The 25025-nt window shown below is 35.9% G+C and carries 14 protein-coding genes and 3 tRNA genes; 11 read left to right on the forward strand and 6 right to left on the reverse strand.

All coding sequences use genetic code 11. The features are described from left to right. Positions 1 to 27: 27 nt before the first annotated feature. Positions 28 to 300: an acylphosphatase gene (locus BXY64_RS01755; RefSeq protein ID WP_120238262.1), complete on the forward strand. Its 273-nt coding sequence runs from the start codon at positions 28 to 30 to the stop codon at positions 298 to 300. A 49-nt stretch (positions 301 to 349) separates the two neighbouring features. On the opposite strand, the gene BXY64_RS01760 is transcribed toward BXY64_RS01755, so the two are convergent. Next, positions 350 to 420, reverse strand: a tRNA-Gln gene (locus BXY64_RS01760). A 155-nt stretch (positions 421 to 575) separates the two neighbouring features. On the opposite strand from BXY64_RS01760, the gene BXY64_RS01765 reads away from it, so the two are divergent. After that, the gene (locus BXY64_RS01765; protein WP_120238263.1) at positions 576 to 941 is read left to right on the forward strand and encodes a hypothetical protein; all 366 of its coding nucleotides are present in this window, start codon (positions 576 to 578) and stop codon (positions 939 to 941) included. Positions 942 to 1330: 389 nt separating this feature from the next. On the opposite strand, the gene BXY64_RS01770 is transcribed toward BXY64_RS01765, so the two are convergent. After that, positions 1331 to 1401, reverse strand: a tRNA-Gln gene (locus BXY64_RS01770). 170 nt (positions 1402 to 1571) lie between these two features. Here BXY64_RS01770 and BXY64_RS01775 point away from each other — a divergent pair. The 5 genes from BXY64_RS01775 to BXY64_RS01795 all read left to right on the forward strand — a co-directional run bounded on the left by BXY64_RS01775 (position 1572) and on the right by BXY64_RS01795 (position 10985). Then, positions 1572 to 4625 (forward strand): glycosyltransferase family 117 protein, encoded by a 3054-nt coding sequence (locus tag BXY64_RS01775; protein ID WP_120238264.1) that lies wholly within the window; start codon positions 1572 to 1574, stop codon positions 4623 to 4625. 237 nt (positions 4626 to 4862) lie between these two features. Further along, positions 4863 to 7925 (forward strand): glycosyltransferase family 117 protein, encoded by a 3063-nt coding sequence (locus BXY64_RS01780; protein WP_120238265.1) that lies wholly within the window; start codon positions 4863 to 4865, stop codon positions 7923 to 7925. Next, complete coding sequence (locus BXY64_RS01785; RefSeq protein ID WP_120238266.1) at positions 7925 to 8542, forward strand: polysaccharide deacetylase family protein; 618 nt, start codon at positions 7925 to 7927, stop codon at positions 8540 to 8542. Before BXY64_RS01780 ends, BXY64_RS01785 begins: the two co-directional genes overlap by 1 nt. A 148-nt stretch (positions 8543 to 8690) precedes the next feature. After that, positions 8691 to 9959: a phosphoribosylamine--glycine ligase gene (purD, locus tag BXY64_RS01790; RefSeq protein ID WP_120238267.1), complete on the forward strand. Its 1269-nt coding sequence runs from the start codon at positions 8691 to 8693 to the stop codon at positions 9957 to 9959. A 51-nt stretch (positions 9960 to 10010) separates the two neighbouring features. Further along, entirely contained in the window at positions 10011 to 10985 is a 975-nt protein-coding gene (locus BXY64_RS01795) for a hypothetical protein (RefSeq protein ID WP_147375852.1), read from the forward strand. Positions 10986 to 11038: 53 nt separating this feature from the next. On the opposite strand, the gene BXY64_RS01800 is transcribed toward BXY64_RS01795, so the two are convergent. After that, positions 11039 to 12913: a DUF4114 domain-containing protein gene (locus BXY64_RS01800; protein ID WP_120238269.1), complete on the reverse strand. Its 1875-nt coding sequence runs from the start codon at positions 12911 to 12913 to the stop codon at positions 11039 to 11041. A gap of 156 nt (positions 12914 to 13069) precedes the next feature. Then, positions 13070 to 14152 (reverse strand): lysylphosphatidylglycerol synthase transmembrane domain-containing protein, encoded by a 1083-nt coding sequence (locus tag BXY64_RS01805; RefSeq protein ID WP_120238270.1) that lies wholly within the window; start codon positions 14150 to 14152, stop codon positions 13070 to 13072. A gap of 151 nt (positions 14153 to 14303) precedes the next feature. Between BXY64_RS01805 and BXY64_RS01810 the strand changes: the two genes are divergently transcribed. After that, complete coding sequence (locus BXY64_RS01810; RefSeq protein WP_120238271.1) at positions 14304 to 16526, forward strand: APC family permease; 2223 nt, start codon at positions 14304 to 14306, stop codon at positions 16524 to 16526. Positions 16527 to 16836: 310 nt separating this feature from the next. Here the strand turns inward: BXY64_RS01810 and BXY64_RS01815 are convergent. Next, positions 16837 to 16910: transfer RNA gene (locus BXY64_RS01815), tRNA-Ala, on the reverse strand. A 559-nt stretch (positions 16911 to 17469) separates the two neighbouring features. On the opposite strand from BXY64_RS01815, the gene BXY64_RS01820 reads away from it, so the two are divergent. Beyond that, on the forward strand, positions 17470 to 18153 hold the full coding sequence (locus BXY64_RS01820) for an energy transducer TonB (protein WP_120238272.1): 684 nt from the start codon (positions 17470 to 17472) through the stop codon (positions 18151 to 18153). 195 nt (positions 18154 to 18348) lie between these two features. After that, positions 18349 to 19575 carry a GTPase HflX gene (hflX, locus tag BXY64_RS01825; protein WP_120238273.1) on the forward strand — a complete coding sequence of 409 codons (1227 nt, stop codon included), beginning with the start codon at positions 18349 to 18351 and terminating at the stop codon, positions 19573 to 19575. A gap of 55 nt (positions 19576 to 19630) precedes the next feature. Here the strand turns inward: hflX and BXY64_RS01830 are convergent, their stop codons facing one another. Beyond that, positions 19631 to 20620 (reverse strand): aspartate-semialdehyde dehydrogenase, encoded by a 990-nt coding sequence (locus BXY64_RS01830; RefSeq protein ID WP_120238274.1) that lies wholly within the window; start codon positions 20618 to 20620, stop codon positions 19631 to 19633. A 95-nt stretch (positions 20621 to 20715) separates the two neighbouring features. On the opposite strand from BXY64_RS01830, the gene BXY64_RS01835 reads away from it, so the two are divergent. Next, the coding region (locus BXY64_RS01835; protein ID WP_170150548.1) for a lamin tail domain-containing protein at positions 20716 to 25025 on the forward strand (4310 nt) is incomplete at its 3' end.

A 25025-nucleotide genomic window follows, 5' to 3' on the forward strand; every position in this document is an offset into this window, starting at 1 on the left:
TAACTCAAAATTGTAATTGATTCGTTTGTGGCAGAAAAATCAGTAAATATCACTGTTTTTGGAAAAGTACAAGGTGTAGGCTTTCGGTATCATACCCGAAAGGCGGCGCAGCGTTTTGGTGTGAATGGTTTTGTAAAGAACCAGGTAAATGGAACGGTTTATGTAGAAGCAGAAGGGGATGAATTGGCTGTTGATTTATTTTGCGAGTGGTGTAAGAAAGGACCAGACTGGGCCAGGGTTGATCGTATTACTATTTGCGATGCTGGAGTGAAGGATTATTCGGGATTCGAAATCAGGTAATGGTATAAAATAAAAAAAAGCTCCGAAAGTGAATTTCGAAGCTTTTAAGTTGACCCATAAGGACTCGAACCTTAAACGTCTGGACCAAAACCAGATGTGTTACCATTACACCATGGGTCAATACCATACAGTCATTTTCTGACTAAGACGCTGCAAATATAGTGGAAATATTTTTACGTCAAAACGAAAAATTACAAAAATATTGCGAAGTTTTTTGCGTTAGGAAACAGGAGAGCTTGAATGCTTCTCATTGTCAATTTAAAAGGGGTTTGGAGATGGAAGAAAAAAAAATTGAATCTTTAACTGGAAAATGGATTTACGAAGAGGATTATGGCTATGGAACGGCCCAGGGAGAATTAATTTTGGTGCAGGAAGGGAAGAAATTGTCTGGCAAAATTATTTTTTCGGAGAATGCCGATTCCAATGAAACTTTCATGATTCAGGAAAAGATAGAAGGAGAAATCAACCAAAACAGAATAAAAATTAGGGCAACGGAATATGATATCATCCATGCCGATTACGATATAAGATACGAATTGGACTCCTGGGAAGGAATGATGATTAATGAAACCATGATTGAAGGAGAAAGTTTGGACGATCAGGGAGTGGCCGGGAGTTTTAGGTTTACGAAAATAGTATAAGGGTCTAAAAGTCCAATAGTCTAAAGGTCTAAAAGTCTAAAGGTCTAAAAGTCGAAAAGTCTGAAAAGTAAAAAAGTGCAGAGATAATAAGGCTTTAAATATTTTGAAGTACTAAAATCGAATTAAATTCTCCCCTTTTAGGGGAGATCCCGACAGGGAGAGGGGTGCTTTTAGTATACTCTATTTGAAAATTCGATAAGAGATTTTATCACTGCCTAAACTATGGTGTATGAATTGCTCCGGGTTTCAACTCGGAGTTTTTAGATTTGATTGAGGAATCCTTAAGTAGTGAAAGTTTTAATATTCCGAGTTTTAACTCGGATTTCAGATATGGTACATAAGTATGGATACAAAAAAAGCTTCGAAAGTAATTTCGAAGCTTTTTTAAGTTGACCCATAAGGACTCGAACCTTAAACGTCTGGACCAAAACCAGATGTGTTACCATTACACCATGGGTCAATCATAATGCGCCTTTTCGTAAAGACTTTGCAAATGTAATAATTTTTTTTTGTGTGCAAACAAAATTCGAAAAATATTCTGTCGGAATTCAAGGGAAACCCTGAAATTTGACTATTTTCGTTCAGATTATTTCACTACGAATCAATAAAAAAAACGAAAATACACACAAGATGAATTCGAATTACAAATTGGTTAATAATGTGTTAGGATGGGTAGCTTTTCTGATAGCAGCCATTACTTACTTGTTAACTATTGAGCCAACTGCCAGTTTATGGGATTGTGGAGAATTTATTACCACAGCTTATGGTTTAGAGGTTGGTCACCCACCAGGAGCCCCTCTTTTCATGATTATGGCTCGATTTTTTGCACTATTTGCGCCAAGTCCTTCCGAAGCTGCCTTAATGGTAAATGTAATGTCTGCTTTGGCTTCGGCATTTACAATTCTGTTTTTGTTCTGGACCATCACTCATCTTGCGAAGAAATTGGTTGATAAAGGTGAAGAATTGACGAAAGGCAATTTATTTGCTGTTATGGGAACCGGTATGGTAGGAGCTTTGGCTTATACTTTTTCTGATACCTTTTGGTTTTCGGCAGTAGAAGGAGAGGTTTATGCATTATCATCACTGTTTACAGCCATTGTTTTCTGGGCAATCCTGAAATGGGAAGATGTAGCCCATGAGAAGTATGCAAATCGCTGGATTATCCTGATTGCTTATTTAATGGGATTGTCGATTGGTGTTCACTTGTTGAACTTACTTGCTATTCCTGCCATTGTTTTTGTGTATTACTTTAAAAAGTATGAGCCAACCCGAAATGGAATTATTGCAGCAGGAGCTATAGCGGTTGCCATTTTAGGAGTTGTAATGTATGGTGTTATTCCTGGCGTTGTAAAAGTGGCTTCGTGGTTCGAATTGATGTTTGTAAATGGCTTTGGTTTGCCTTACAATACAGGAGTAATGGTTTATGCCGTATTGCTGATATCTTTTGTGATTTGGGCAATTGACTATACCATTAAAAAGAACTATGTGGTTTTAAATACCATTGTTACCGTATTTATGGTAATTGTAATTGGTTACTCATCTTTTGCAATGATTGTAATTCGTTCGTCGGCAAATCCACCAATGGATGAGAATAATCCGGACAATGTATTCGCATTGCTATCCTATTTGAATCGTGAGCAATATGGCGACAGACCATTGATGTATGGTGAGTATTACAATGCTCCGGCTGTTGATTTGGTGGAAACCAAACCGAATTACATTCAGAAAAATAACAAATATGTAATTGCATCGCGCAAGCAAAAATATGAGTTCGATTCTCGTTTCGAAACTCTTTTCCCTCGTATGTACTCTTCTCGCGAAAATCATGTTAGAGAGTACGAGTTTTGGGGCGATGTGAAAAAAAATAATCCAATTGCCTTGGGCAATGGCGAAGTGATTTACAAACCAAGTTTTGGATCGAATCTTCAGTTTTTCTTTAAATACCAGGTTGGATGGATGTATTGGCGATACTTCATGTGGAATTTTGTTGGCCGTCAGAACGACATTCAGGGCCATGGCGGAATTTTGCATGGGAACTGGGTATCGGGTATTCCTTTTATCGATAGAGGAAAAGTTGGAAACGAAGATAAATTGTATCCTGAGTTAAAGAACAAGAAATCACGCAATAATTATTTCTTCCTGCCATTTATACTGGGATTAATTGGTTTGATTTACCAGTTTAGATCAGGCAAGAAAGGAAAGCAGGATTTCTCTATAGTAATGTTGTTGTTCTTCTTTACAGGATTGGCCATTGTGGTTTACCTGAATCAGTATCCGCAACAGCCACGTGAGCGTGATTATGCTTATGCCGGTTCGTTCTACGCTTTCGCGATATGGATTGGTTTTGGTGTAATGGGCTTGTATCAAACGTTGAAGAAGAAAATGCCAGAAGTTTTAAGTGCAGGTTTAATTACTGGTTTGTGCCTGGTAGCCGTTCCTGGCTTAATGGCACAGCAAAACTGGGATGATCATGATCGTTCGGGCCGTTATGCAACATTGGCTTATGCAAAGAACTATTTGAACTCTTGTGCGCCAAATGCCATCTTGTTTACCTATGGTGATAACGATACTTTCCCATTGTGGTATGCACAGGAAGTGGAAGGAATTCGTCGTGACATTCGAATTGTGAACCTGAGTCTTTTAGCTGGCGATTGGTACATCAACCAAATGCGTAACAAGGCTTACGATTCAGATCCTATCCCAATGAGTTTTGGACCAGAAAAAGTTGAGCCAGGGAAGCGCGATCAGATACCTATTTTGGAACGCCTGGATGGTGAAGAATCATTACAGCAAATGCTTGACTTTGTAGCCAGCGATAATAAGGCTTCGAAGGTTGAAATGCAAACTGGCAGAAAGTTGGATTACTTCCCAGGAAGAAATGTTTACATCCCGGTTGATTCGGCCAAGGTGGTAAACAACGGTACGGTTCGACCTGAAGATGCAAACTTGATCAAAAAGAAATTAGATTGGAAAATCAAGAGAAGTTATCTGTATAAGAATGATATCATGGTTTATGATATTATTGCCAATAACAATTGGGAGCGACCAATTTATTTCTCGGTTGGTATGGGAACAAGCAGTTTCTTAGGTTTGGAAAAATATTTCCAGTTGGAAGGAGCGGCTTACCGTTTGGTGCCAATTGAAACAAAATCTGCAGGTTTAGAAATTGGACGAATTGATACTGATATTCTGTATGAAAATTTCATGAACAAGTTTGAATTTGGCCGTATCAAAGAACCTGGTGTGTATGTCGACCAATTCCATATTTTGACCATTAATATCATGAGTTTCCGCTCAAATTACAGTCGTTTGGCAAGTCAGTTAAATGATGAAGGAAAAATGGAAAAGGCAGTAAATGTTCTGGATAGATGTATGGAAGAATTACCAACCAGTAAAATTCCATATGACAATAGTTTGATTGGATTTATTCAGGAATACTACAGAGCTGGAGCAACAGATAAGGCAAATGCTTTATTTGAAGAGATGGCACAGCAATCCTACGATAAATTAGATTACTATTTCTCTTTACAACCAGCATTGGCTAAGAGTTTCCGAAACGAACAGGAAAGAGAGATTAGAGTTGTGCAAATGCTGTTGGGCCTGGCTGAAATGGGTGAGCAAACAGAATTGAAGGACAAAACACAACAGAAGTTTGAACTTTTGTTTAAATCTTACACAGAATAATATCTAAACATTTTATAGAGAATGGCCGTCACAGAAATGACGGCCATTTTTTTTGCTTTAGGTTTCATCATTAAATTATTAGGATTGATAAGGGAAAAGTACTAGTCGGTATTAGATTTACAATAAGTCATCGTTTTATTTTAAGGTTTTTTCACATAATTAAAAACAATACTTTTTTCGGAAAGTAGTATCTTCGATGCTTAATCACCATTTAATAAAACCTTTATTTCGCCTGATATGAACAAATATCAAAAAATTAATGTGCTTTTTGGTTGGTTGTCATTTGCAATAGCCGCCATAGTTTATCTCTTAACTCTTGAACCTACTGTTAGTTTCTGGGATTGTGGAGAGTTTATAACTGCATCATACAAATTACAAATTGGTCATCCTCCGGGAGCACCACTTTTTATGATATTAGCACGATTTTTTGCATTGTTTGCAGGGGGAACCGAGAATGTGGCATTAATGATTAATGCACTTTCCGGTATGGTAAGTGCCTTTACAATTCTTTTCTTGTTTTGGACCATAACGCATTTGGCAAAAAAACTTGTTTCCAGTAAGGAAGATCCTGTTGGAATGCAAATTTGGAAGATTATTGGTGCAGGTTTTATTGGAGCAATGGCTTATACTTTTTCCGATACTTTTTGGTTTTCGGCAGTAGAAGGAGAGGTGTATGCAACATCATCGCTATTTACGGCAGTTGTATTTTGGTGTATTTTAAAATGGGAAAACGAATCGGACAAGGCTTATGCCAACCGATGGATTATTTTGATTGCTTACCTAATGGGTTTGTCGATTGGGGTTCACCTGTTGAATCTATTGGCGATACCAGCCATCGTAATGGTATATTATTTTAAGAACTATACACCTACACGAAATGGAATTATCAAAGCTCTTGGGTTGGCGGTACTCTTGCTTGGTGGAGCCATGTATGTAATCATTCCAGGAGTTGTGAAACTCGCATTATTATTTGATTTATTCTTTGTGAATGTTATTGGATTGCCATTTAATTCTGGCTTAATCATATTCATACTAGCTGTAATTGCAGCAATTGTTTGGAGTGTTCGATATACCATTCAAAAGCAAAAAGTTCTTGCCAATACAATTCTGATGGCATTTGCGGTTGTTTTAATTGGATATTCATCTTATGCAGTAATCATGATTCGATCCAATGCAAACCCTAGCTTAGATCAGAATAATCCTGAAGATTTGCATACTTTACTATCCTATTTAAATCGTGAGCAATATGGTGATACGCCATTAATTTATGGACAGTATTTTAATTCGCCTTTGGTAGAGAACAAACGATTTGTAAAGGATAAGAATATATACATCAAGAAGGATGGAAAATATGTGGTGTCGTACGAGAAAACGAAAGCTAATTTTAAAGATTCGCACAAATCGATTTTCCCAAGAATGCACACCAAAGGGATGACAGGAAAGAATCCTGAAGAGTATGCCAAATGGACTGGTATTAATCCTGATCAGAAAGAAAAACCAAGCTTTGGTCAGAACCTGAAATTCTTCTTCTCGTACCAGGTGAATTACATGTATGTTCGCTATTTTTTATGGAACTTTGCAGGCAGACAATCGGATAAGCAATCGTATGGAGGAGTGGTAGAAGGAAACTGGATATCGGGAATTCCATTTATTGACAATATGCGATTGGGAGATCAATCTCTTCGTCCGGATCACATGAAAAATAATAGAGGAAGTAACAAGTATTATTTCCTGCCATTATTATTGGGAATTGCTGGATTGCTTTATCAATATCGTAAGAATAGTGCAGGCCAGAAAGACTTTTGGGTAATCATGCTTTTGTTTGTGTTTACCGGAATTGCCATTGTGTTATACTTAAATCAACCTCCTTTGCAACCACGCGAAAGGGATTATGCCTATGCAGGCTCTTTTTATGCCTTTGCCATTTGGATTGGCTTGGGATTTTTAGCCATTTTGGAAACCAGCAAGAGAGTTTTAAAATCAGAAAAAATTGCTGTTCCTGCTGTATTCGTACTTTGCTTTGTTGCTGTTCCAGGATTAATGGCTCAACAAAATTGGGATGATCACGATAGATCTGGAAGATATTTGGCTCGCGATATGGCTTACAATTATTTGAATTCTTGCGAACTCAATGCCATTTTATTCACCATGGGAGATAATGATACTTTCCCACTATGGTATTTGCAGGAAGTAGAAGGAATTCGCACCGATGTTCGTGTTTGTAATTTGAGCTACCTTTCTACTGATTGGTATATCGATCAAATGAAGCAGCAGAACTACGATTCGGCACCACTTCCAATATCAATGACTAAAGATAAATACCTGGAAGGAAAACGAGATATTGTTTATTTGGTAGATGATCCAAGGCTGAAAGCGTATGTGGAGAAGTATAATGGTTTGGATATTAAAGATGCCTTGGAATATGTCTTAAGCGATAAAGAAAGTACCAAAAATATTTATGGATACGATGAAAGGATAGATCACTTTCCTGCCAGTAAATTCAGAATGGTAGTTGACAAGGAACAAATTCTAAAAACAGGTACAGTAAATGAGAAAGATTCTGCCTTGCTTGTGGATCAATTAGAGTGGGAGATGAAGGGAAATTATATCGAGAAAGCTGGATTAACCTTGTATAATATGCTGTTGGAAAACAATTGGAAAAGGCCAATGTATTTTGCAATTACAGTTCCATCGAATGGTTATTACGGATTGGAAAAATATTTCCAACTGGAAGGATTTGCTTATCGATTGGTTCCAATAAAAACAGAAAACGAAGATGGACAAGTTGGTAGAGTTAACGGATCGAAAATGTATACCAACATGCTTGAAAAATTTAGATGGGGAAATATTGAGGATCCAGATGTATATTTGGATGAAACTTGTTCGAGAATGACTTTGAGTATGCGCAATAATTATTTGCGATTGGCAGAGACCTTAATGGATGAGGGGAAAAGAGATTCGGCTGTTATGGCACTTGATAAGTGTGTGGAGTTGATCCCAAATGATAAAGTTCCTATGGATTATTGGGGAGTTTTAATAGCAAAATCTTACTATCGTGCTGCTGAATATGAAAAGGCAAATCAGTTGGTTCAAGAGGTTTCGGAACGTTTGGTGCAAGAGTTGGATTATTATGCCAACTTAACTCCAGTTTCTACATCAGAATATCCTCGCTGGCAAAACAGAAATTTGTACTTGATGCAGGAGTTGTATCAAATTACGGCACGATACGAACAGGAAGATCTGAACAAGAAAATTGAATTGGAATTTAAGAGGTTGTTAGGGAATTATAGGAAGGGATAATGAAGTTAAGGTGGTTGAGAGCGCCGGGAATAATCAGAAGATTATTTCCCGACTTTGTGTGGCGATACAATTCAGGTGAAAAAAAGATTTACCTGACCTTTGATGATGGACCAATTCCAGAATCTACCATGTGGACATTAGATTTGCTAAAAGAAAAGGGTATAAAGGCCACTTTTTTTTGCGTGGGAGATAATGTTCGTAAGTATCCTAATTTGTATCAGAGAATTATAGATGATGGACATGTGGTGGGCAATCATACTCACAATCACCTTAAAGGATGGTATAACAATACGCAAAAGTATGTGGAGAATGTTATTTTGGCTTCAGAATTCATAGATTCTAAGCTATTTCGACCTCCTTATGGATTGATTAAGCGTTCGCAAGCAAAATACCTGCAAACCGATTATAAAATTGTAATGTGGGATGTGTTAAGCGGAGATTACAGGCAAGATATTTCTCCTGAGAGATGTTATCGGGATGTAATGAAAAAAGTACGTCCAGGTTCAATACTACTTTTCCACAATCATCTAAAATCAGAAAAGAATATGCGCTATACAATTCCGCGTTTAATCGATGAATTGCGCGCGCAAGGATATGAATTTGGTGTTTGTCAATAGAAAAATACAAATTCATTGCATATCACTCAGGATAACTGCAATTGAATCCTTAAATTTGCTGTCGATCAATACCATTTTATAACAGAATCATCTTTACTGATCATGCTTTATCGTTAGTATTGATGATGATATTCAATTTATTTGACACATGAAAGTACTTCTTTTGGGGTCTGGAGGCCGAGAGCATGCATTCGCATGGAAATTCAATCAAAGCAAAAAACTAGAAAAACTTTTTGTTGCACCTGGAAATGCAGGAACGGCAGAAATAGCAGAAAATGTAAATCTTAATCCAAATGATTTTGGTGGCATTAAGGAGTTTGTTTTGGACAATGGTATCAATATGGTGGTTGTTGGCCCTGAAGATCCATTGGTGAATGGAATTCACGATTTCTTTTTAAATGATGAGGAGATTAAAGAAATTCCTGTAATTGGGCCAGAAAAATTGGGAGCTCAATTAGAAGGAAGTAAGGATTTTGCAAAGGAATTCATGTTCAGACACAATATCCCAACTGCAGCTTACAAAAGTATAACTACGGAAAACCTAGATGAAGGATTGGCTTTTCTTGAAACAATGAAATCTCCGTATGTTTTAAAAGCGGATGGTTTGGCAGCAGGTAAAGGGGTTTTGATTATTGAGGATCTTGATGAAGCTAAGAATTCATTGAAAGAGATGTTGGGCGGAATGTTCGGCGATGCCGGAAACCGTGTAGTAATTGAAGAATTCTTATCAGGAATTGAATTATCTGTTTTTGTTTTAACCGATGGTAAATCATATCGAACTCTTGCCGAAGCTAAGGATTATAAAAGAATAGGCGAGGGAGATACTGGTTTGAATACAGGTGGTATGGGCGCTATTTCTCCAGTTCCATTTGCAAAGGGTGACTTTATGCAGAAAGTTGAAGAGCGTGTAATTGCTCCAACAATTGAAGGTCTGCAAAAAGACAAGATTCCTTACAAAGGATTTGTATTTATTGGGCTGATGAATGTTGAGGGAGATCCTTATGTAATTGAGTACAATGTGCGAATGGGTGATCCGGAAACAGAAGTGATTATGCCTAGAGTAAAATCAGATCTTCTGGAATTAATGGAAGCGGTATCTAAGCAAGAGTTGGATCAGGCTGATTTTGAAATGGATTCACGAACTGTTTCGACAGTTATGTTGGTATCTGGAGGGTATCCGGAAGCTTACGAAAAAGGAAAAGCGATTAAGAATCTTGAAAAAGTGGAAGGAAGTATCGTTTTCCATGCAGGTACAACAACCTCTAACGGAGATGTTGTAACCAATGGTGGTAGAGTAATTTCGGTTAGCTCTTATGGAGATAGTATGAAAGAAGCTTTGACATCATCATTTAAAAACGCTGAATTAATCGATTTTGAAGGTAAATATTACCGTAGAGATATCGGTTTCGACTTATAAATAATCTATTGCGGTTTCCGGTATATGGAAACCGCAATCAAATATTTCTACATGCTGCTAAAAACGCTAAAAGGAAGGCACTATTTGTTATTGTTTTTGGTGCCGGTTTTATTCCTGTTCTTATGGATTAAGGCATTTATTTCTCCAGTATCTTTAACCCCAGGGCAAGATCAAATGCCACTTTACGAATTACTTCAACAACTTACCGGGGGCAGCATTATCGCATTAAACATTGTAGGAGCAGCTATCTTAATTCTCTTGTCGCTCTTGGCAGTGCGATTAAACGAACGATATGTTTTTATCAGGCAAAGGACAGATTTGCCAGCTTTTGTTTTTGCTTTAATAGCAACAGGTACAGTTTCACTGTATGGAATGCATCCAGCATTATTGGCAAGTTTCTTACTCTTTTTTGCAATTGACTGTGTATTTGCAGTATATCATGGATCAAGAACCTTGGCTAAATCTTTCGAAGCAGGAATGTTTATTGGATTGGCTACTGTTACTTACCTTTTTTCCGGCATTTACCTCTTATGGTTTTGGGTAGCTTTGGCATTTTTGGGATACTTCAGACCTCGTGAAATTCTTGCCGGTTTTGTGGGGTTTTTATTACCGGTATTTGTTGTTTTAAGTTGGTATTTTCTTAATGATAATTTGACTGGATTACTTCAGACTATAAGTTCATTATACAATTTTGAATTTAGTGCCGAATATTCAATGTTTCAGAAAGTATACTGGGGTATTTTAGCTGCTTTTGTTTTGATAGCTTCTGCATTTATGGCGAATGTTGTCGAAGAGAAAAAAATCAGTTCGAGAAAATACTTCATGATTTTGTTTGTATTCTTTTTAACTGCGATTGGGAACTATTTTATTTTTTCTTCGGCTGGTACTGAATTGTATTTTCTTCTTTTGATACCCACTACTTTTATTGTTAGTCATTATTTTGTTTTAAGCAGATATTCTTGGGTAAAGGAAATTTTGTTTATTCTTTTCGTGGTGGCCAGTATTTTGGTTCATTTTCTGGGATAAAAAAAATGCCAACTCCAAAATGAGTTGGCATCTTCATAACAAAGTGGTTGTGATTACTTCTCGATAATGTTTTTGGTATCAAATGCAGTTGCAACAAGATTATCCTCTTCATTATCGGTTATTGCGAATATAATGTCGTTGTAGTCCTTATCTCCATCGGGAAGTTTGATATCTTCAAAACAAAGTACGATATCCTTACAGTTCTTTTCTATGAACAAAACATGCTGTTGGTTTCCAAATTCATTAAGCTCGGTGTTGGTATAATGCTTGTAAACACCATCGGTGGTTGCGCCATTTTTCCATCCTTTAGCAACAAGACAGAAACCAATAACAGTATTTTCAGGGAAAGCTTTATCGCCCAATTGAACTCTGTCTCCTGATTTTAATCCTCCGCCTTCTCCTTCTTTTGAGACATTAGGGAATAACATGTGAAGTTCGATTTCATCTTCACCTGTAGGTGGATTTTCAGCATCATATGTATAGTAAGCCAAAGAGTTTCTCCATCCAGCTCCTTCATCAATAAATGTAAGGTAAACAGGCGATTCTTTCTTCAGTTTAAGAATTAATTTACTTTCATCTGTGAATAAATCAGCATGATCGTCACGATTATCTTTGCCTGCAGGGAACATTGCGATAATGTTGTCAATTAATGTAGGACAAGGTTTAGTAGGGATGATGTCATCAGGAATACCTTCATCTAATTCGATGCTTAAAATTTTTAGGCCACCAGTTCCTGCAGCAACAAAAATGCATTCATTTTTAGACTCAACAAAATTTACTGATGCATCAAAAAACATACTACCCATTAGTAATACTTCATCATCTATTTCAGGAATGATAGCGCCTACATATAAGCCGGCACCACCATTACCAATCAATAACAGTTCTTCGTTTAAAGCAACGGAGTTGGTTACGTAGTTTTCATCTAATCTTCCTTCCGGTGTAGGCGGTCTGTCGAAATGTTCAAGAAGCTCACCCTCTAAATTTCTGATGTCTAGTCCACCTTCATTTAAAGCGGCCAATAATAAGTCATCAGTAACGTCGATTTCTGTTTTTGATTCTGCTGTAACAGGACCATTTAATCCAATAAATTCAGGTCCTGATAAATCTGTTATAGAGAACTTATGCAACTGAGGAGTTGTTCCTTCTAAAACATAGATGTGATCAGTATTGATTGCAACAGATCTGGCATCATCAATATCTTTGTATCCAGCTAAAGTGAAATTGTGGTTTAAAACAGTAAGTTTTCCGTTAGATCCACTGGTTACATAAATATAATCATCATCAACTTTAACATCAGTTGCTACATAGGAGGCAATATCGTATGTGTTCGAAACATACAGGATTTGCCCCGATGGACTAAGTTCTATTTCAATAAGAATTGCTGGTGAATCATATACAAATCCAGGTGTATCAGGATCATGAGCACCTGCCAAATAGAGCTTCCCATTGTAATAATCTACAGCACTTATGTCAACATCGTGAAACATAGCTTGTGCCTGAAGAATTGGTTTTGTTTTATCAGTTACATCGAACAATTCAACACCACCATTGTATTCAGGACCTTTTGTATTGTATGTTACAAAAGCCATATTATCCACAATTTTAACATGTGTTGCCTGAACGTATTCGCCCTTAACCTTTGGAGCATCAACTTCGGCTCTTAATTTAAAAGCATAGTTTTTTGTTGGATCAATTTCAAAATCTGCTTTTACCGATTTTGTTGTTGCATTTGGAATATCGTTTACAATAACCAATTTATCGCTGTAAGTAACACGTGAGCTTAAATCTGCTGCATTATTGGTAATGTTAACTGATTGAATTACATCATCTTTTTTCTGTGGCTTTTCAGTTTCTTTAAAATTATCTTCTGAACAAGATGAAACAATAGTAGCCAATAAGATAAAAAAGGTTAAAAACTTTTTCATAATTATTGAGGTTTTAATATGTGACTTGATTTAATTATAAGCAAGTTACATTCTTTAATTGAAACCTAATTATTCATTATGGTAGAACATGAAAAAGCTTTGATGAAATTACATTTTTCTTTTGTCAAAATTTGCAATAGCTTGTTTGTGATGTGTTTATGATTTGTTGTTTTTAAAATGCTTTTTTATCCACCTAGGAAGTAAGTAAACCCCAATAAACAAGTAAGGATAATATGATATTAAGCGCCAAATTAAAGCCATACTAGCAGCTAATCCTGCAGTAGGCAAGAAGTCACCAAGATATTGAGTAAACACCCACTCTGAAAACCCACTACCGCCAGGAGTTGGACTTACTAACATCATGATCCACATTACCAATTGTCTTGCAAATATCATGATGTGATCAGCAAATCCATAACCTTCCAACATAAAAGCAAGCAACATTGCATTTACTACCCAATATCTGGCTGTCCAAGACCAAAATGTAGCCATAAAGGCTTTAAACCAAAACAGGAAAGGTTTTCTTCGGAGTTCTTTAGAGCTTTCTATGATATCACTACCTGCTTTGTTGGCACCATGTTTCCATTTGCGCAGAACAGGAAGCTTAAATATCCATAAGAGCAACCATTTTAATCCTCTTGGATTCCAAAAGAGCCCATAGGTAAGCACGATTAGATAAACGAGTTTCACCAAATATCCACCAAGAGCGAAATACAATAATGAATCGAGCCAGATAGAGTGCTCCGGAGATTCTATCATGAACAACTGTTTTACATTTAAAAGTAAAATCAATAAGGGAAACATGATGATAAAGTAGAGCTCATCTAAAAATGATGTGGACATTACAACCGCCGAACTTCTTCCTACTTTAAGTCCCTCTTTGTTGAGATATAAAATGGCAACTGAAGTTCCTCCAATTGCTGAAGGTGTAATTGCAGATGTAAATTCCCAAAGCATGATGATGCGAAAAGCTTTGCCCCAAGAGAATTTTCTGTCGGTAAGAATTCTTAAGCGAGCCATATATCCCAAATCTCGAATTACCATCATGAACAAAGCTATACAAAGCCAAAAAATAGTATACCAGGTAAATTCTATTAATGAGAATGTATTGGCATCAACTTCTTTAACCAGCATGTACACAACTACTGCCAATCCAATTAAAATTGGATAAATTATCCTGCTTGGTCTAACGCCATGCAGTAGTTTCTTTGGTGAGCTTTGTTTGTTTATTGTTTCCATGCTACTTTTTGTGGAAAATAAAATTACACAAATAAAAAACTTAAATCACAATGAATTGATAAACTAATTGTTAAAAATATCTAAATATAACATGTATTAAATATTCCATCCTTTTTTCTATTTTTATTAAACTAACGATACAAAGTTTACTATGTCAACAAATCATACAGCTCAAAAATTTGGAACTGCTCCAGTCTTTTTTACAGCAATCTCTACAATATTAGGTGCCATATTATTTTTGCGATTTGGCTATGCGGTGGGAAGTGTTGGTTTCTGGGGAGTTATATTTATTATTTTATTGGGACATGCAGTTACCATACCTACTGCTTTTGCAATATCTGAAATTGCAACCAATAAACGTGTTGAAGGAGGAGGGGAATACTTTATTATATCCAGATCGTTTGGTTTAAATATTGGAGCAACAATAGGTTTGGCTTTGTTTATGTCGCAGGCCATAAGTGTAGCATTTTACATCATAGCATTTACGGAAGCTTTTGAGCCAGTTTTTAATTGGGTACGCGAAACATATGGATATCATCTGCCCAGGCAAGTTGTAAGTATTCCTGCCATGTTATTGCTTTCGGCTTTGATTTTGAAAAAAGGAGCCAACTTGGGAGTGAAAGCTCTTTATTTTGTGGTGGCAATTCTATTTATTTCATTGGCCATGTTTTTTCTGGGCTCTACAGAATATTCCTTGACGAGTGATTTTAACTTATGGAATGCTGATTTTAAAAATACAGATAATTTTTTCATTGTATTTGCAATTATTTTTCCGGCATTTACTGGTATGACAGCTGGAGTTGGATTATCTGGAGATTTAAAGAATCCTTCAAAATCTATTCCTGTGGGAACTACCGCAGCCACTTTAATAGGAATGATTATCTATTTCTTTATCGTATATAAATTGGCAGGATCGGCAAGTAGTGAAGATTTGGTTGGAGATCAGTTGATCATGTCGAAAATTGCATTGGGAGGAGCTATTATAATTCCACTTGGATTAGCTGCATCAACAATTTCTTCTGCAATTGGATCTGTAATGGTTGCACCAAGAACTTTGCAGGCACTTTCTATTGATAAATCTTTTCCATCGAAAGCATTAAACAATTGGTTAGCTAAAGGCAGAGCAAAAGATAACGAACCCATCAATGCATCATTGATAACCTGTTTAATAGCTATCGTTTTTGTTGCATTAGGAGATGTAAATGCTGTAGCAGAAATCATATCCATGTTTTTTATGCTTACTTATGGGGCTTTGTGTTTAATCTCTTTTTTAAATCATTTTGGATCGTCACCGAGTTATCGTCCTTCCTTTAAATCAAAGTGGTTGTTATCGCTTATCGGATTTTTCATTTCCATATGGGTAATGTTCAAAATCAACACTCTTTATGCATTTAGTGCAGTTGTTTTAATGAGTTTGATTTATTTGTTTATTAACCGATATCATAAACACAGGAATGGATTGGAATCAATTTTCTTGAATTCTCTTTATCAATTGAATAGAAATATGCAGGTTTTCTTGCAAAAAGCAGGTAAAAGAAAGACAAGAGAGTGGCGACCTAGTGCAATTTGTATCTCGAAAGATTCGTTTAAACGCGATACTGCATTTAAATTATTAAACTGGATATCCTACAAATATGGATTTGGAACTTACCTACATCGAATCGAAGGATATTACTCCAAAGCGACATATCAGCAATCGCAAGAGGAATTGGATAAGCTAATAAGCAGTTTCGATAAAATCGAGAATCATGTTTATGTAGATACAATAATATCACCATCATATACTTCAGCTATTGCCCAAGCCATTCAGTTGCCAGGAATTGCTGGAATGGAGAATAATATGGTGATCTTCGAATTTGATAAGGAAGATCCTGAGCGTTTGGATTTGATCATTGAAAACTATTCTTTGGCACGTGCCGGAAATTTCGATTTCTGTATTTTGGGAAGTTCAAGAAGAAAATTTAATTATAATAACAACATTCATGTTTGGATTAAATCTTCAGATACCGATAATGCAAACCTCATGATTCTGTTGAGTTTTATTATCGGCGGACACCCGGATTGGAACAAAGCGGACATTAAAATTTTTAATATCTGCAAGGAAAATCAGGCTGATGAAACCAGGAGACAATTGGATGAATTGGTTGTTAGTGGCAGATTGCCAATCACAAATTCAAATATTGAAATCATACACGAACAAGAGGATATTGCCTCTCGCGATATCATCAATCAGAAATCGGCTGACGCAGGTTTAACAATTCTTGGATTCAGAGGTGAAAGCTTAAAGCACGAGAAATCTGAACTATTTAAAGGATACGATTCGCTAGGGAATATTCTTTTTATAAACTCCAACAGTAGAAAGGATATCGATTAAAATAAAAAAGTCAGGGAACCACCCCTGACTTTACTCTAACCCATTTTAATCTATGAAAACCTAATCCTCTCGGAAAGGACACTACAAATGTATGGATTCCTGTTTTACCCACATTAAAAAAAGTGTTAAAGAAGGTTAAAAGCTAAGTTAATTAATGTTTTACTGATTTTCTCATTACATTCAGGTGTGGTCTTTTGTTAGGTAATATTTCAAGTATTGTGAACAACAGGATTATAAATACTTATGTAGAAATACATAGAAATGAAAAAGCGGCCATAGCATAATTGCCACAACCGCCTTGATTTGAGGGTGGAGAGTACCGGAATCGAACCGGTGACCTTTTGACTGCCAGTCAAACGCTCTAGCCAACTGAGCTAACCCCCCATTTAATATGTAATGACTCCTAAAGCATTTTTTAATGATCAGGAATTCGCTTGCAAATATAAATTAAAATTAAACATGCGAAACTACTTGATAATGAATTTTTATCGAAAGCAAACATTTTTTCTTCTTATACGTAAGGGAATTTAGAGTGGAGAATCTATTTTAGTTCGAAAAATTGTTTGTCAATAGACAATTGATTGGTAGCAATGTATAGTGTGTGTATAGGTAGGATGAGTTCGGACAATATGGATTTTTCACTCTTCTTTGTTAAAAAAAACTAATTTAGAATGGCTTTAAAGAAAAAAATGTACTAAATTTATAGTTGATTTATTTACAGTGGGTTTATCTATATTCAAATTAGAGCATTTTTTATAATTATCATTAAATTTTCAGGCGATCTTACGTGTTGAAAATCAAAAAATACCATTAGAAAAAAATGATTGCTCGTTATTTTTATATCTTTATGCCTCAAATATTTTCGCAGAGAATAGAATTTTGATTATAAAATTGAATTACTTACTTTTAAACGCTGAATTTAAAAGAAAATTAAAAGAAGATTATGGAAGTTAAGAAGTCACCTAAAGCAGATCTTGAAAATAAGAGAGGTCTCTTTCTTGAGATTGGTCTGGCGCTGACTCTGCTTTTTGTCTTTGCTGCATTCGAATGGCGTGTAGATTCTGCTGAAGCTACAGGTTTACAAGATCAGCAAGAGATGGAAGCTGAGGAGGAGATTATTCCGATTACCAGACAGGAACAAATGAAGCCACCACCACCACCACCACCAGCACCTAAAGTAGCTGAGGTATTGGATATCGTGGATAACGATGAAGAGATCGAAGATGAGCTAGAAATTGAAGACTCGGATGCTGATATGGATGAAGAAGTTGAAATCCAAGTAGTAGAGGAAGAGGAAGAAGAAGATGAAGCTCAGGTATTTGTTATTGTAGAGGATATGCCTGAATTCCCAGGTGGACAGCTTGAATTACAGAAATGGATCGCAAGATCTATTAAGTATCCTGTAATTGCTCAGGAAAATGGTATTACAGGCCGTGTATTTGTTACTTTCGTAGTAAATAAGGTAGGTGGTGTTGAGAATGTTCGCGTTGTTCGTGGAGTTGATCCATCTTTGGATAAAGAAGCGATTCGCGTAATCAATAAGATGCCAAAATGGAAGCCAGGAAAACAGCGTGGAAAACCAGTTAAGGTTTCTTATACTGTACCAATCAACTTCCAATTGCAGTAGATCAATACTATACGATTATATAAGAGGTTTCGATTTTTCGAAACCTCTTTTTTTGTACCTTACAGAAAGCATTGCAGAATATTGTGTATTTTTGTCCTACAATTCATCTTTTTTCTGATTACTGAAAGAGTTTGATATTGGAGCAAATAGAATTGAAAAGGGGCGTAAGCCTAATGTTATTCCTAAAATATATAAATGGGAGACTATCTAAGAACAAAAAAGGAGCAAGAAAAAGCGGTTTTAATCGGAGTGATTGATCAGTCTAAAAGTATGACTGTTCAGGAAGTTGATGAATATTTGGCTGAGTTGGACTTTTTGGCTTTAACTGCAGGAGCAAAAACAGTTAAAAGGTTCACACAGAAGTTAGATTATCCTAACCCAAAAACTTTTGTGGGAGCAGGAAAACTTGAGGAAATTCAAGATTACCTGGAAGCTAACGAAGATGTTGGTATGGTGATTTTCGATGATGAATTATCTCCAACTCAACTTCGAAATGTAGAGAGAATCTTGAAAAGAAAAATTTTAGATAGAACCAATTTGATTCTTGATATCTTTGCCAGTAGAGCTCAAACTGCACATGCAAAAACTCAGGTTGAGTTAGCTCAATATCAATACATGCTGCCAAGGTTGACTCGAATGTGGACTCACCTCGAGCGTCAACGAGGAGGTATTGGGATGCGTGGTCCAGGGGAAACCCAGATTGAGACCGACCGCCGAATTATCTTAGATAAAATTGCCAAGCTAAAGGAAGATCTCAAGAAGATTGACAAACAAAAGGCAACTCAACGTAAGAACCGTGGAAAATTGGTTCGCGTTGCTTTGGTTGGATATACCAACGTTGGTAAATCTACTCTTATGAATATGCTTAGTAAATCGGATGTTTTTGCTGAAAATAAATTATTTGCAACTCTGGATACTACAGTTCGAAAGGTAGTGATTCAGAATGTTCCTTTTTTATTGGCAGATACAGTTGGATTTATTCGAAAATTGCCTCACCATTTGGTTGAATCTTTTAAATCAACTTTGGATGAGGTGAGAGAGGCTGATGTTATTTTGCATGTTGTTGACATTTCACACCCTAACTTCGAAGATCATATCAAAGTGGTAAACGAAACCATGGCTGAAATTGATAACAGAGAAAAGCCTACTTTTCTTGTGTTCAATAAAATTGATGCTTTCACCTATGTGAAGAAAGATGAGGACGATTTGCTACCCAAAACACGTGAAAACTATAGTTTGGATGAGTTAAAGCAAATGTGGATTGCCAAAGGAGATACGCCTTGTTTGTTTATTTCAGCAATCGAAAAGCAGAATATTGAAGAATTTAGAGAGAAAGTGTATGATGTTATTCGTGAAATTCATTCAGCGCGATTCCCATACAATGATTTCCTTTATCAGGATTATTCAAATTTGATGGATTAAAAGACTCATGATATAAAAAGAAAACCCGATGTTTTGCATCGGGTTTTTTATTGTGTTACACCAATTCTTGCTTGGCTAAATATTCTGCAATTTGAACTGCATTGGTTGCAGCTCCTTTTCTAAGGTTATCGGCAACAACCCACATGTTTAAACTGTTTGGATTTGAATAATCACGGCGAATACGTCCAACAAATACTTCATCTCGTTCATGCGAGTATTTTGGCATAGGGTATTCATTATTATCCAGATTATCCTGAACAATTACACCTTCTGTTTCTTTTAGAAGTTGTTTTACCTCTTCAATATCAAAATCATTGGTAAATTCAATGTTTAATGATTCACTATGACCTCCAACAACTGGTACTCTAACTGCAGTAGCAGTAACTCTGATATTGTCGTCCTTCAAAATCTTTCTGGTTTCGTTAACCAGTTTCATCTCTTCTTTTGTGTAACCATTTTCTGTAAATACATCGCAATGTGGAAGACAGTTTTTATCTATCTCGTGTGGATAGGCTTTTTCTCCATCTATTCCTGAGCGCTCATCTTCAAATTGCTGCACTGCCTTAACTCCAGTACCAGTGATCGATTGGTATGTTGAAATTACCAAGCGTTCAATCTGGTATTTTTCATGAAGAGGAGCTAGGGCAACTACCATCTGAATTGTTGAGCAATTCGGATTGGCAATAATTTTATCCTCTTTGGTTAATTCTTTAGCATTAATTTCTGGAACAACTAATTTTTTGTTCTCATCCATCCTCCAAGCTGAAGAATTGTCTACTACAGTAGTGCCAACCTGGGCAAATTCAGGAGCCCATTTTAATGATGTACCGCCACCTGCTGAGAAAATTGCAATTTGTGGTTTTAGATTAATTGCATCTTCCATACTGATAACTTTGTACTTGTTGCCTTTAAATGCAACCTCTTTACCCACAGATCTTTCACTTGCTACTGGGTATAAATCGCTAACTGGAAAATTTCTTTCCTCCAGAACATCCAGTATTTTCTGGCCTACCAGGCCTGTAGCTCCTACAACTGCTATCCTCATAACATAATAAAGCTTTAATTCCTTGTTTATAAAATCGATTATAGTTAAATTAGCTTTTGCTCAGAAAAGCAAATCAAAGTTAAAGTTAATTTCCTATGAAAAAAACACTTTCCCAGAAATTGTTCATACTCTTGGTTTTACTGATAAATACAAACCTACATGCAGAAGATTTATGGACAAAAAACTTCTCAGATGCTGCAGATTTAAATAAAGGTTATTGGGGTTCAAATGTTGATATGGAGGAGGTTGTTGATTGGAGTTTGGATGTCACTAACTGTACTCTTGCCGACGATTCGGATTACGTTAAAGTAGTAGAAACCAGTGGTGGAAGATTAGAAGCCGTTGATTGTGATGGTGAAGCTGTTTGGATGAGTAAAGCTATTGATATTTCTTCTTATACTAATTGTTCTATCTCTGTGTTAGCAGTGGAGACTGGCTCTTCAACAAATGCTAATAAGTACCTGAAATTTTTCTATAAAATTGATGGAGGAGCTGAACAACTTTTTACTGTAAATGGTGATAATATTGGCAATTGGGGAAGCTCTGATGCTTCTACTTCTGGTTTGGAAGGAGATGAACTTAGAATAATAGTGAGGATGAATAATCCAAATGCGGGGGATAAAGTTTATTTCGATAACATAGTAGTAAGTGGTGATCTCATAGTTGTTGAAAATGAGAATTTTACTGTTTTAAAGAAAGCTGAGAATCAGGTTGAAGAGTTAATAATTAATACAGATGTTGATACTGAATTAGAAGCTTTGTCTTGCTTTAGATTCATAATTGACGAAACAGATTTAGCAAGTGATGGTGTTCCTACCAAAATTTCCAGAATGACATTTTACAATTCTCATCCAGAAAATGGAATAGATTGGGAGAATCAATTAGGAGGTGTTAGGATTTATTCGGATGGTAATTTGGTGAATTATCAAACTATAACAATAGGTTCCGATTCCTTATATTTTGATTTTGTAGAAGGTCAACTATCAATTCCTGATGGTTCAAAGCGAGAAGTAGAGCTTAGAGTATTCCTTAATTCAGCTAATGAATTGATTGATGGATTAAAATTTCAGATGGCTATAGGGAAAGCTGCATGTGGATTTTCAACATATGCAAGTGGATCGGGTTTTCCTGAAAGTAATGAGACTATAAGTTCTGCTATTCATACCATAAATGTAGAAGCTACCCAATTGGTGTTGACTGGCATTCCTGAATCAGTTGTAAGAAATCACTTGTTTCAATTTTCAATTGAGGCGAACGATCAATTTGGAAATTTAGATACCGATCAGGATGAACAAATTAGTTTATCTCTTCAAGCAGGAAAAGGGGAATTGATAGCAACTAATAGTTTAAGTAAATACTTAGAGAAAGGTATTTTGATATTTGATTCTTTAAGATACCAAATTATAGATACGATTCAGTTAAAAGTAGATGGAGAAAGTTTACCTGCGCTAATTTCGCCCAAAATTGTTATCGAAAATACATTTGAATCTCAAGCGATTTCAACTTCGTGGATTCCAGATCATACTATTTTATCAGCTTTACATACTCAGAAAAGCGAAGCATTTAAATTGTTCGAATTTGCTATAAACGATTCAGGTGATGACGATGCTCCTACTGTTCTTAAGAAAATCCCGATTAGAAGTGGTCAAAGCAATCAAGTAGATTTTAAGAAAAGTATAGCTGGCTTTTATCTTATGCGCGATAATCATGAAATAGATGTTGATTTCGAGATTTCAAAAGATAAAATTGATGTCTTCTTGCAAGAATCAGATCCTGCTGCAATTATTAATAGTGAAAGTGAGGCCTCCTATTCTTTGTTTGGATATTTTAGGGAAGGAACTAGTGTAGACAAAGAAATAATTCAACTAAGAATAGAACAATCTAGTGAAAACTGGGAAGTATCAGAGGAGGATAGTGGATTAAAACTCCAGTTTGATAATGAGATATTAGGACCGAAGTTAGAATGTGAAGTGAAGGCTATACAAATGCAGTTTGGTGTGGTTCCAAAATCTGTAAAACCCAATGAATTATTTACTATTGAACTAGAAATGCTAGATGAATTGGGAAATTTGGATACTGATTCCAAAAAGCAGGTGGAAATTAGCTTAGCTGCAGGAACTGGTGAATTGACATCGGTTTCAGGATTGAGGAAAACTATGGAGAATGGTAAAATGATATGGACAGATTTAACATATAATAAAGCTGAACATTTTACCATTCAGGCAGAAGCCGAAGGTTTTGAAACAATACTTTCTGAAGATATTTCAAGTGTTGACCAAAGCTCGACTCTTATAAAAGGTGAGAAAATTGTAAATAATCAGTTAACATCTTTATCTGTAACTGAGGAAACTGCAAGTACTGTTTTGAACTTTACCATTGCAGATTCGGCTTCATTTGATGATTTGCCAACCATAATCAATACTGCGATATTCTATAAAAAAGAACTTCCAAATTCTTTTGATTGGGAAAAACATATTGCTGGAGCCGTAATAAAAAGTAATGGCGAAATTATTGAATGCAGTAACGATATTGACAATGAGCGCATCAAATTTAATTCAAGTAAGGGCTTATTTCAGGTAAGTAACGGAACCGTTCAGAAATTTGAATTGGCCATATATTTCAAAGAATCTTGTTTGCCTGATCATATGGAATTTCAGGTATATATTCCACAATCTGCTTCGGGATGGAAGACTGGAATAAATAGTTCGGAATTAAAGACAAGCATGCTTGAGGATATGAATTCTGAAATTTTCAGCTTAAATGTAGAGGCAGACAGGATTAGTATCGCATCATCGCCTTTGTTTGTTATGGATAATTCAGAACAATTTAATGTAAAACTGGTTGCTTGCGATCGATATCAGAATATTGATATGGATTATACTGATAAAATTAGTTTGAAATTAATTCAGGGAGATGGTGAGTTGATTCAAGATAATGAGTTAGATTTTAATAATGGTGTAGTGGATGTTAATTCTATGACTTATTCAGGTAAGAAAGATTTCTATCTTAGAGTTAATTCGAGTTTAGAATCAGATTCTTGTACTGTTATATTTGGTCAAAGTTTATTGGATTTTATTTATTCTTTTGAAGAATATTCATTGGGTGAATTTATAAATTCTTCAGATTGGTCTGTTTCCACGTATCAACCTATTAATGGAAATAAATCCTTAAAGCATAACTTAAGTAATCAGGTTGGAAATAGCTATATCTCTCATAAGTTGGAGAATTGGAGAAGTGAGAATGGAATAACAAGGTGGAGTTTTGTTCTGCGAAATGGTGATTGGGATCCGAGTTATGGAAATAATTTTGTGTTTCACCTTTGTATGGATGATGAGAATCCTGCCAAAGCTAAAGTAAAGTATTCTGTGGGAGTAAACTTAAAGGGTTCTACAGACATGTTAAGTTTTTGGGAAACGAATAATGGTGAAACTCCAGAAGTATTAGCACAGACGAAATTTGATTGGAACGAAAATGAGGCAATTGCCATACAAGTAGAATATAATGCCAATGGTACATGGAATTTGGCTTACAATAGAATGGGAGAGAATAATTCTTGGTATAAATGGGAGGATTTTTCTTCTGTCATTACAGATAAAAGTGAAGAATTTTATTGTGGGTTAGAGTTTAAGTTTGAATCCGTATCGCGAGCTGGAGAATTATGGTTTGATGATTTTCGAGTGCAATCTGTTAATACCGCACCTTTCATTAAGTCATATCAAATAAGTGGACAAGATTCCATTTTAATTGCCTTTTCTGAAAGGCTTAAAGCAGACCAACAAGTGACCCATAAGAATTTTAAGGTTAGTTGTAATGGTGAAGAACAGAAAGACTTTAAGTCCTTAATCACCGATTCAAGTAATGAAATTCTGATAATTATGAATTCAGAATTAAAGACTGGCATTTACCAAGTAGATGTTTTAAACATTATTGACAAAGATGGTGCGACATTAGTTTCCGATTCAATTGTCTTTGAATATCTGGCTCCGGCAAATGAATTTGATGTTGTCATCAACGAAATTATGGCAGATGAAAGTCCGAGTCAAGGATTGCCAGAGTATGAATACCTCGAGCTATACAATACCAAAAGTTATCCAATTTCAGTAGAAGGATGGAAGCTGCAAATTGGCAGTAAAGAGTTGTTGTTTTCCTCGGATACAATTCAGGCAAATTCATATTTGATTCTCTGCTCAAACATTGCTGAAGAAATATTTTCTGAGTATGGAAATGCTATGGGTTTATCAAACTTTACCGGCTTAACCAATTCAGGAAACAGATTGAGCTTGTTGTCTGCCAATGGAAAAACAATTGATGAGATTGTTTATTCTGATACTTGGTATCAATCAGAAGGGAAAAGTAATGGAGGTTGGAGTTTAGAGCGAATTGATCCGGCCAATACCTGCAGCCA

Source organism: Marinifilum flexuosum (assembly GCF_003610555.1).
GTDB lineage: Bacteria > Bacteroidota > Bacteroidia > Bacteroidales > Marinifilaceae > Marinifilum > Marinifilum flexuosum.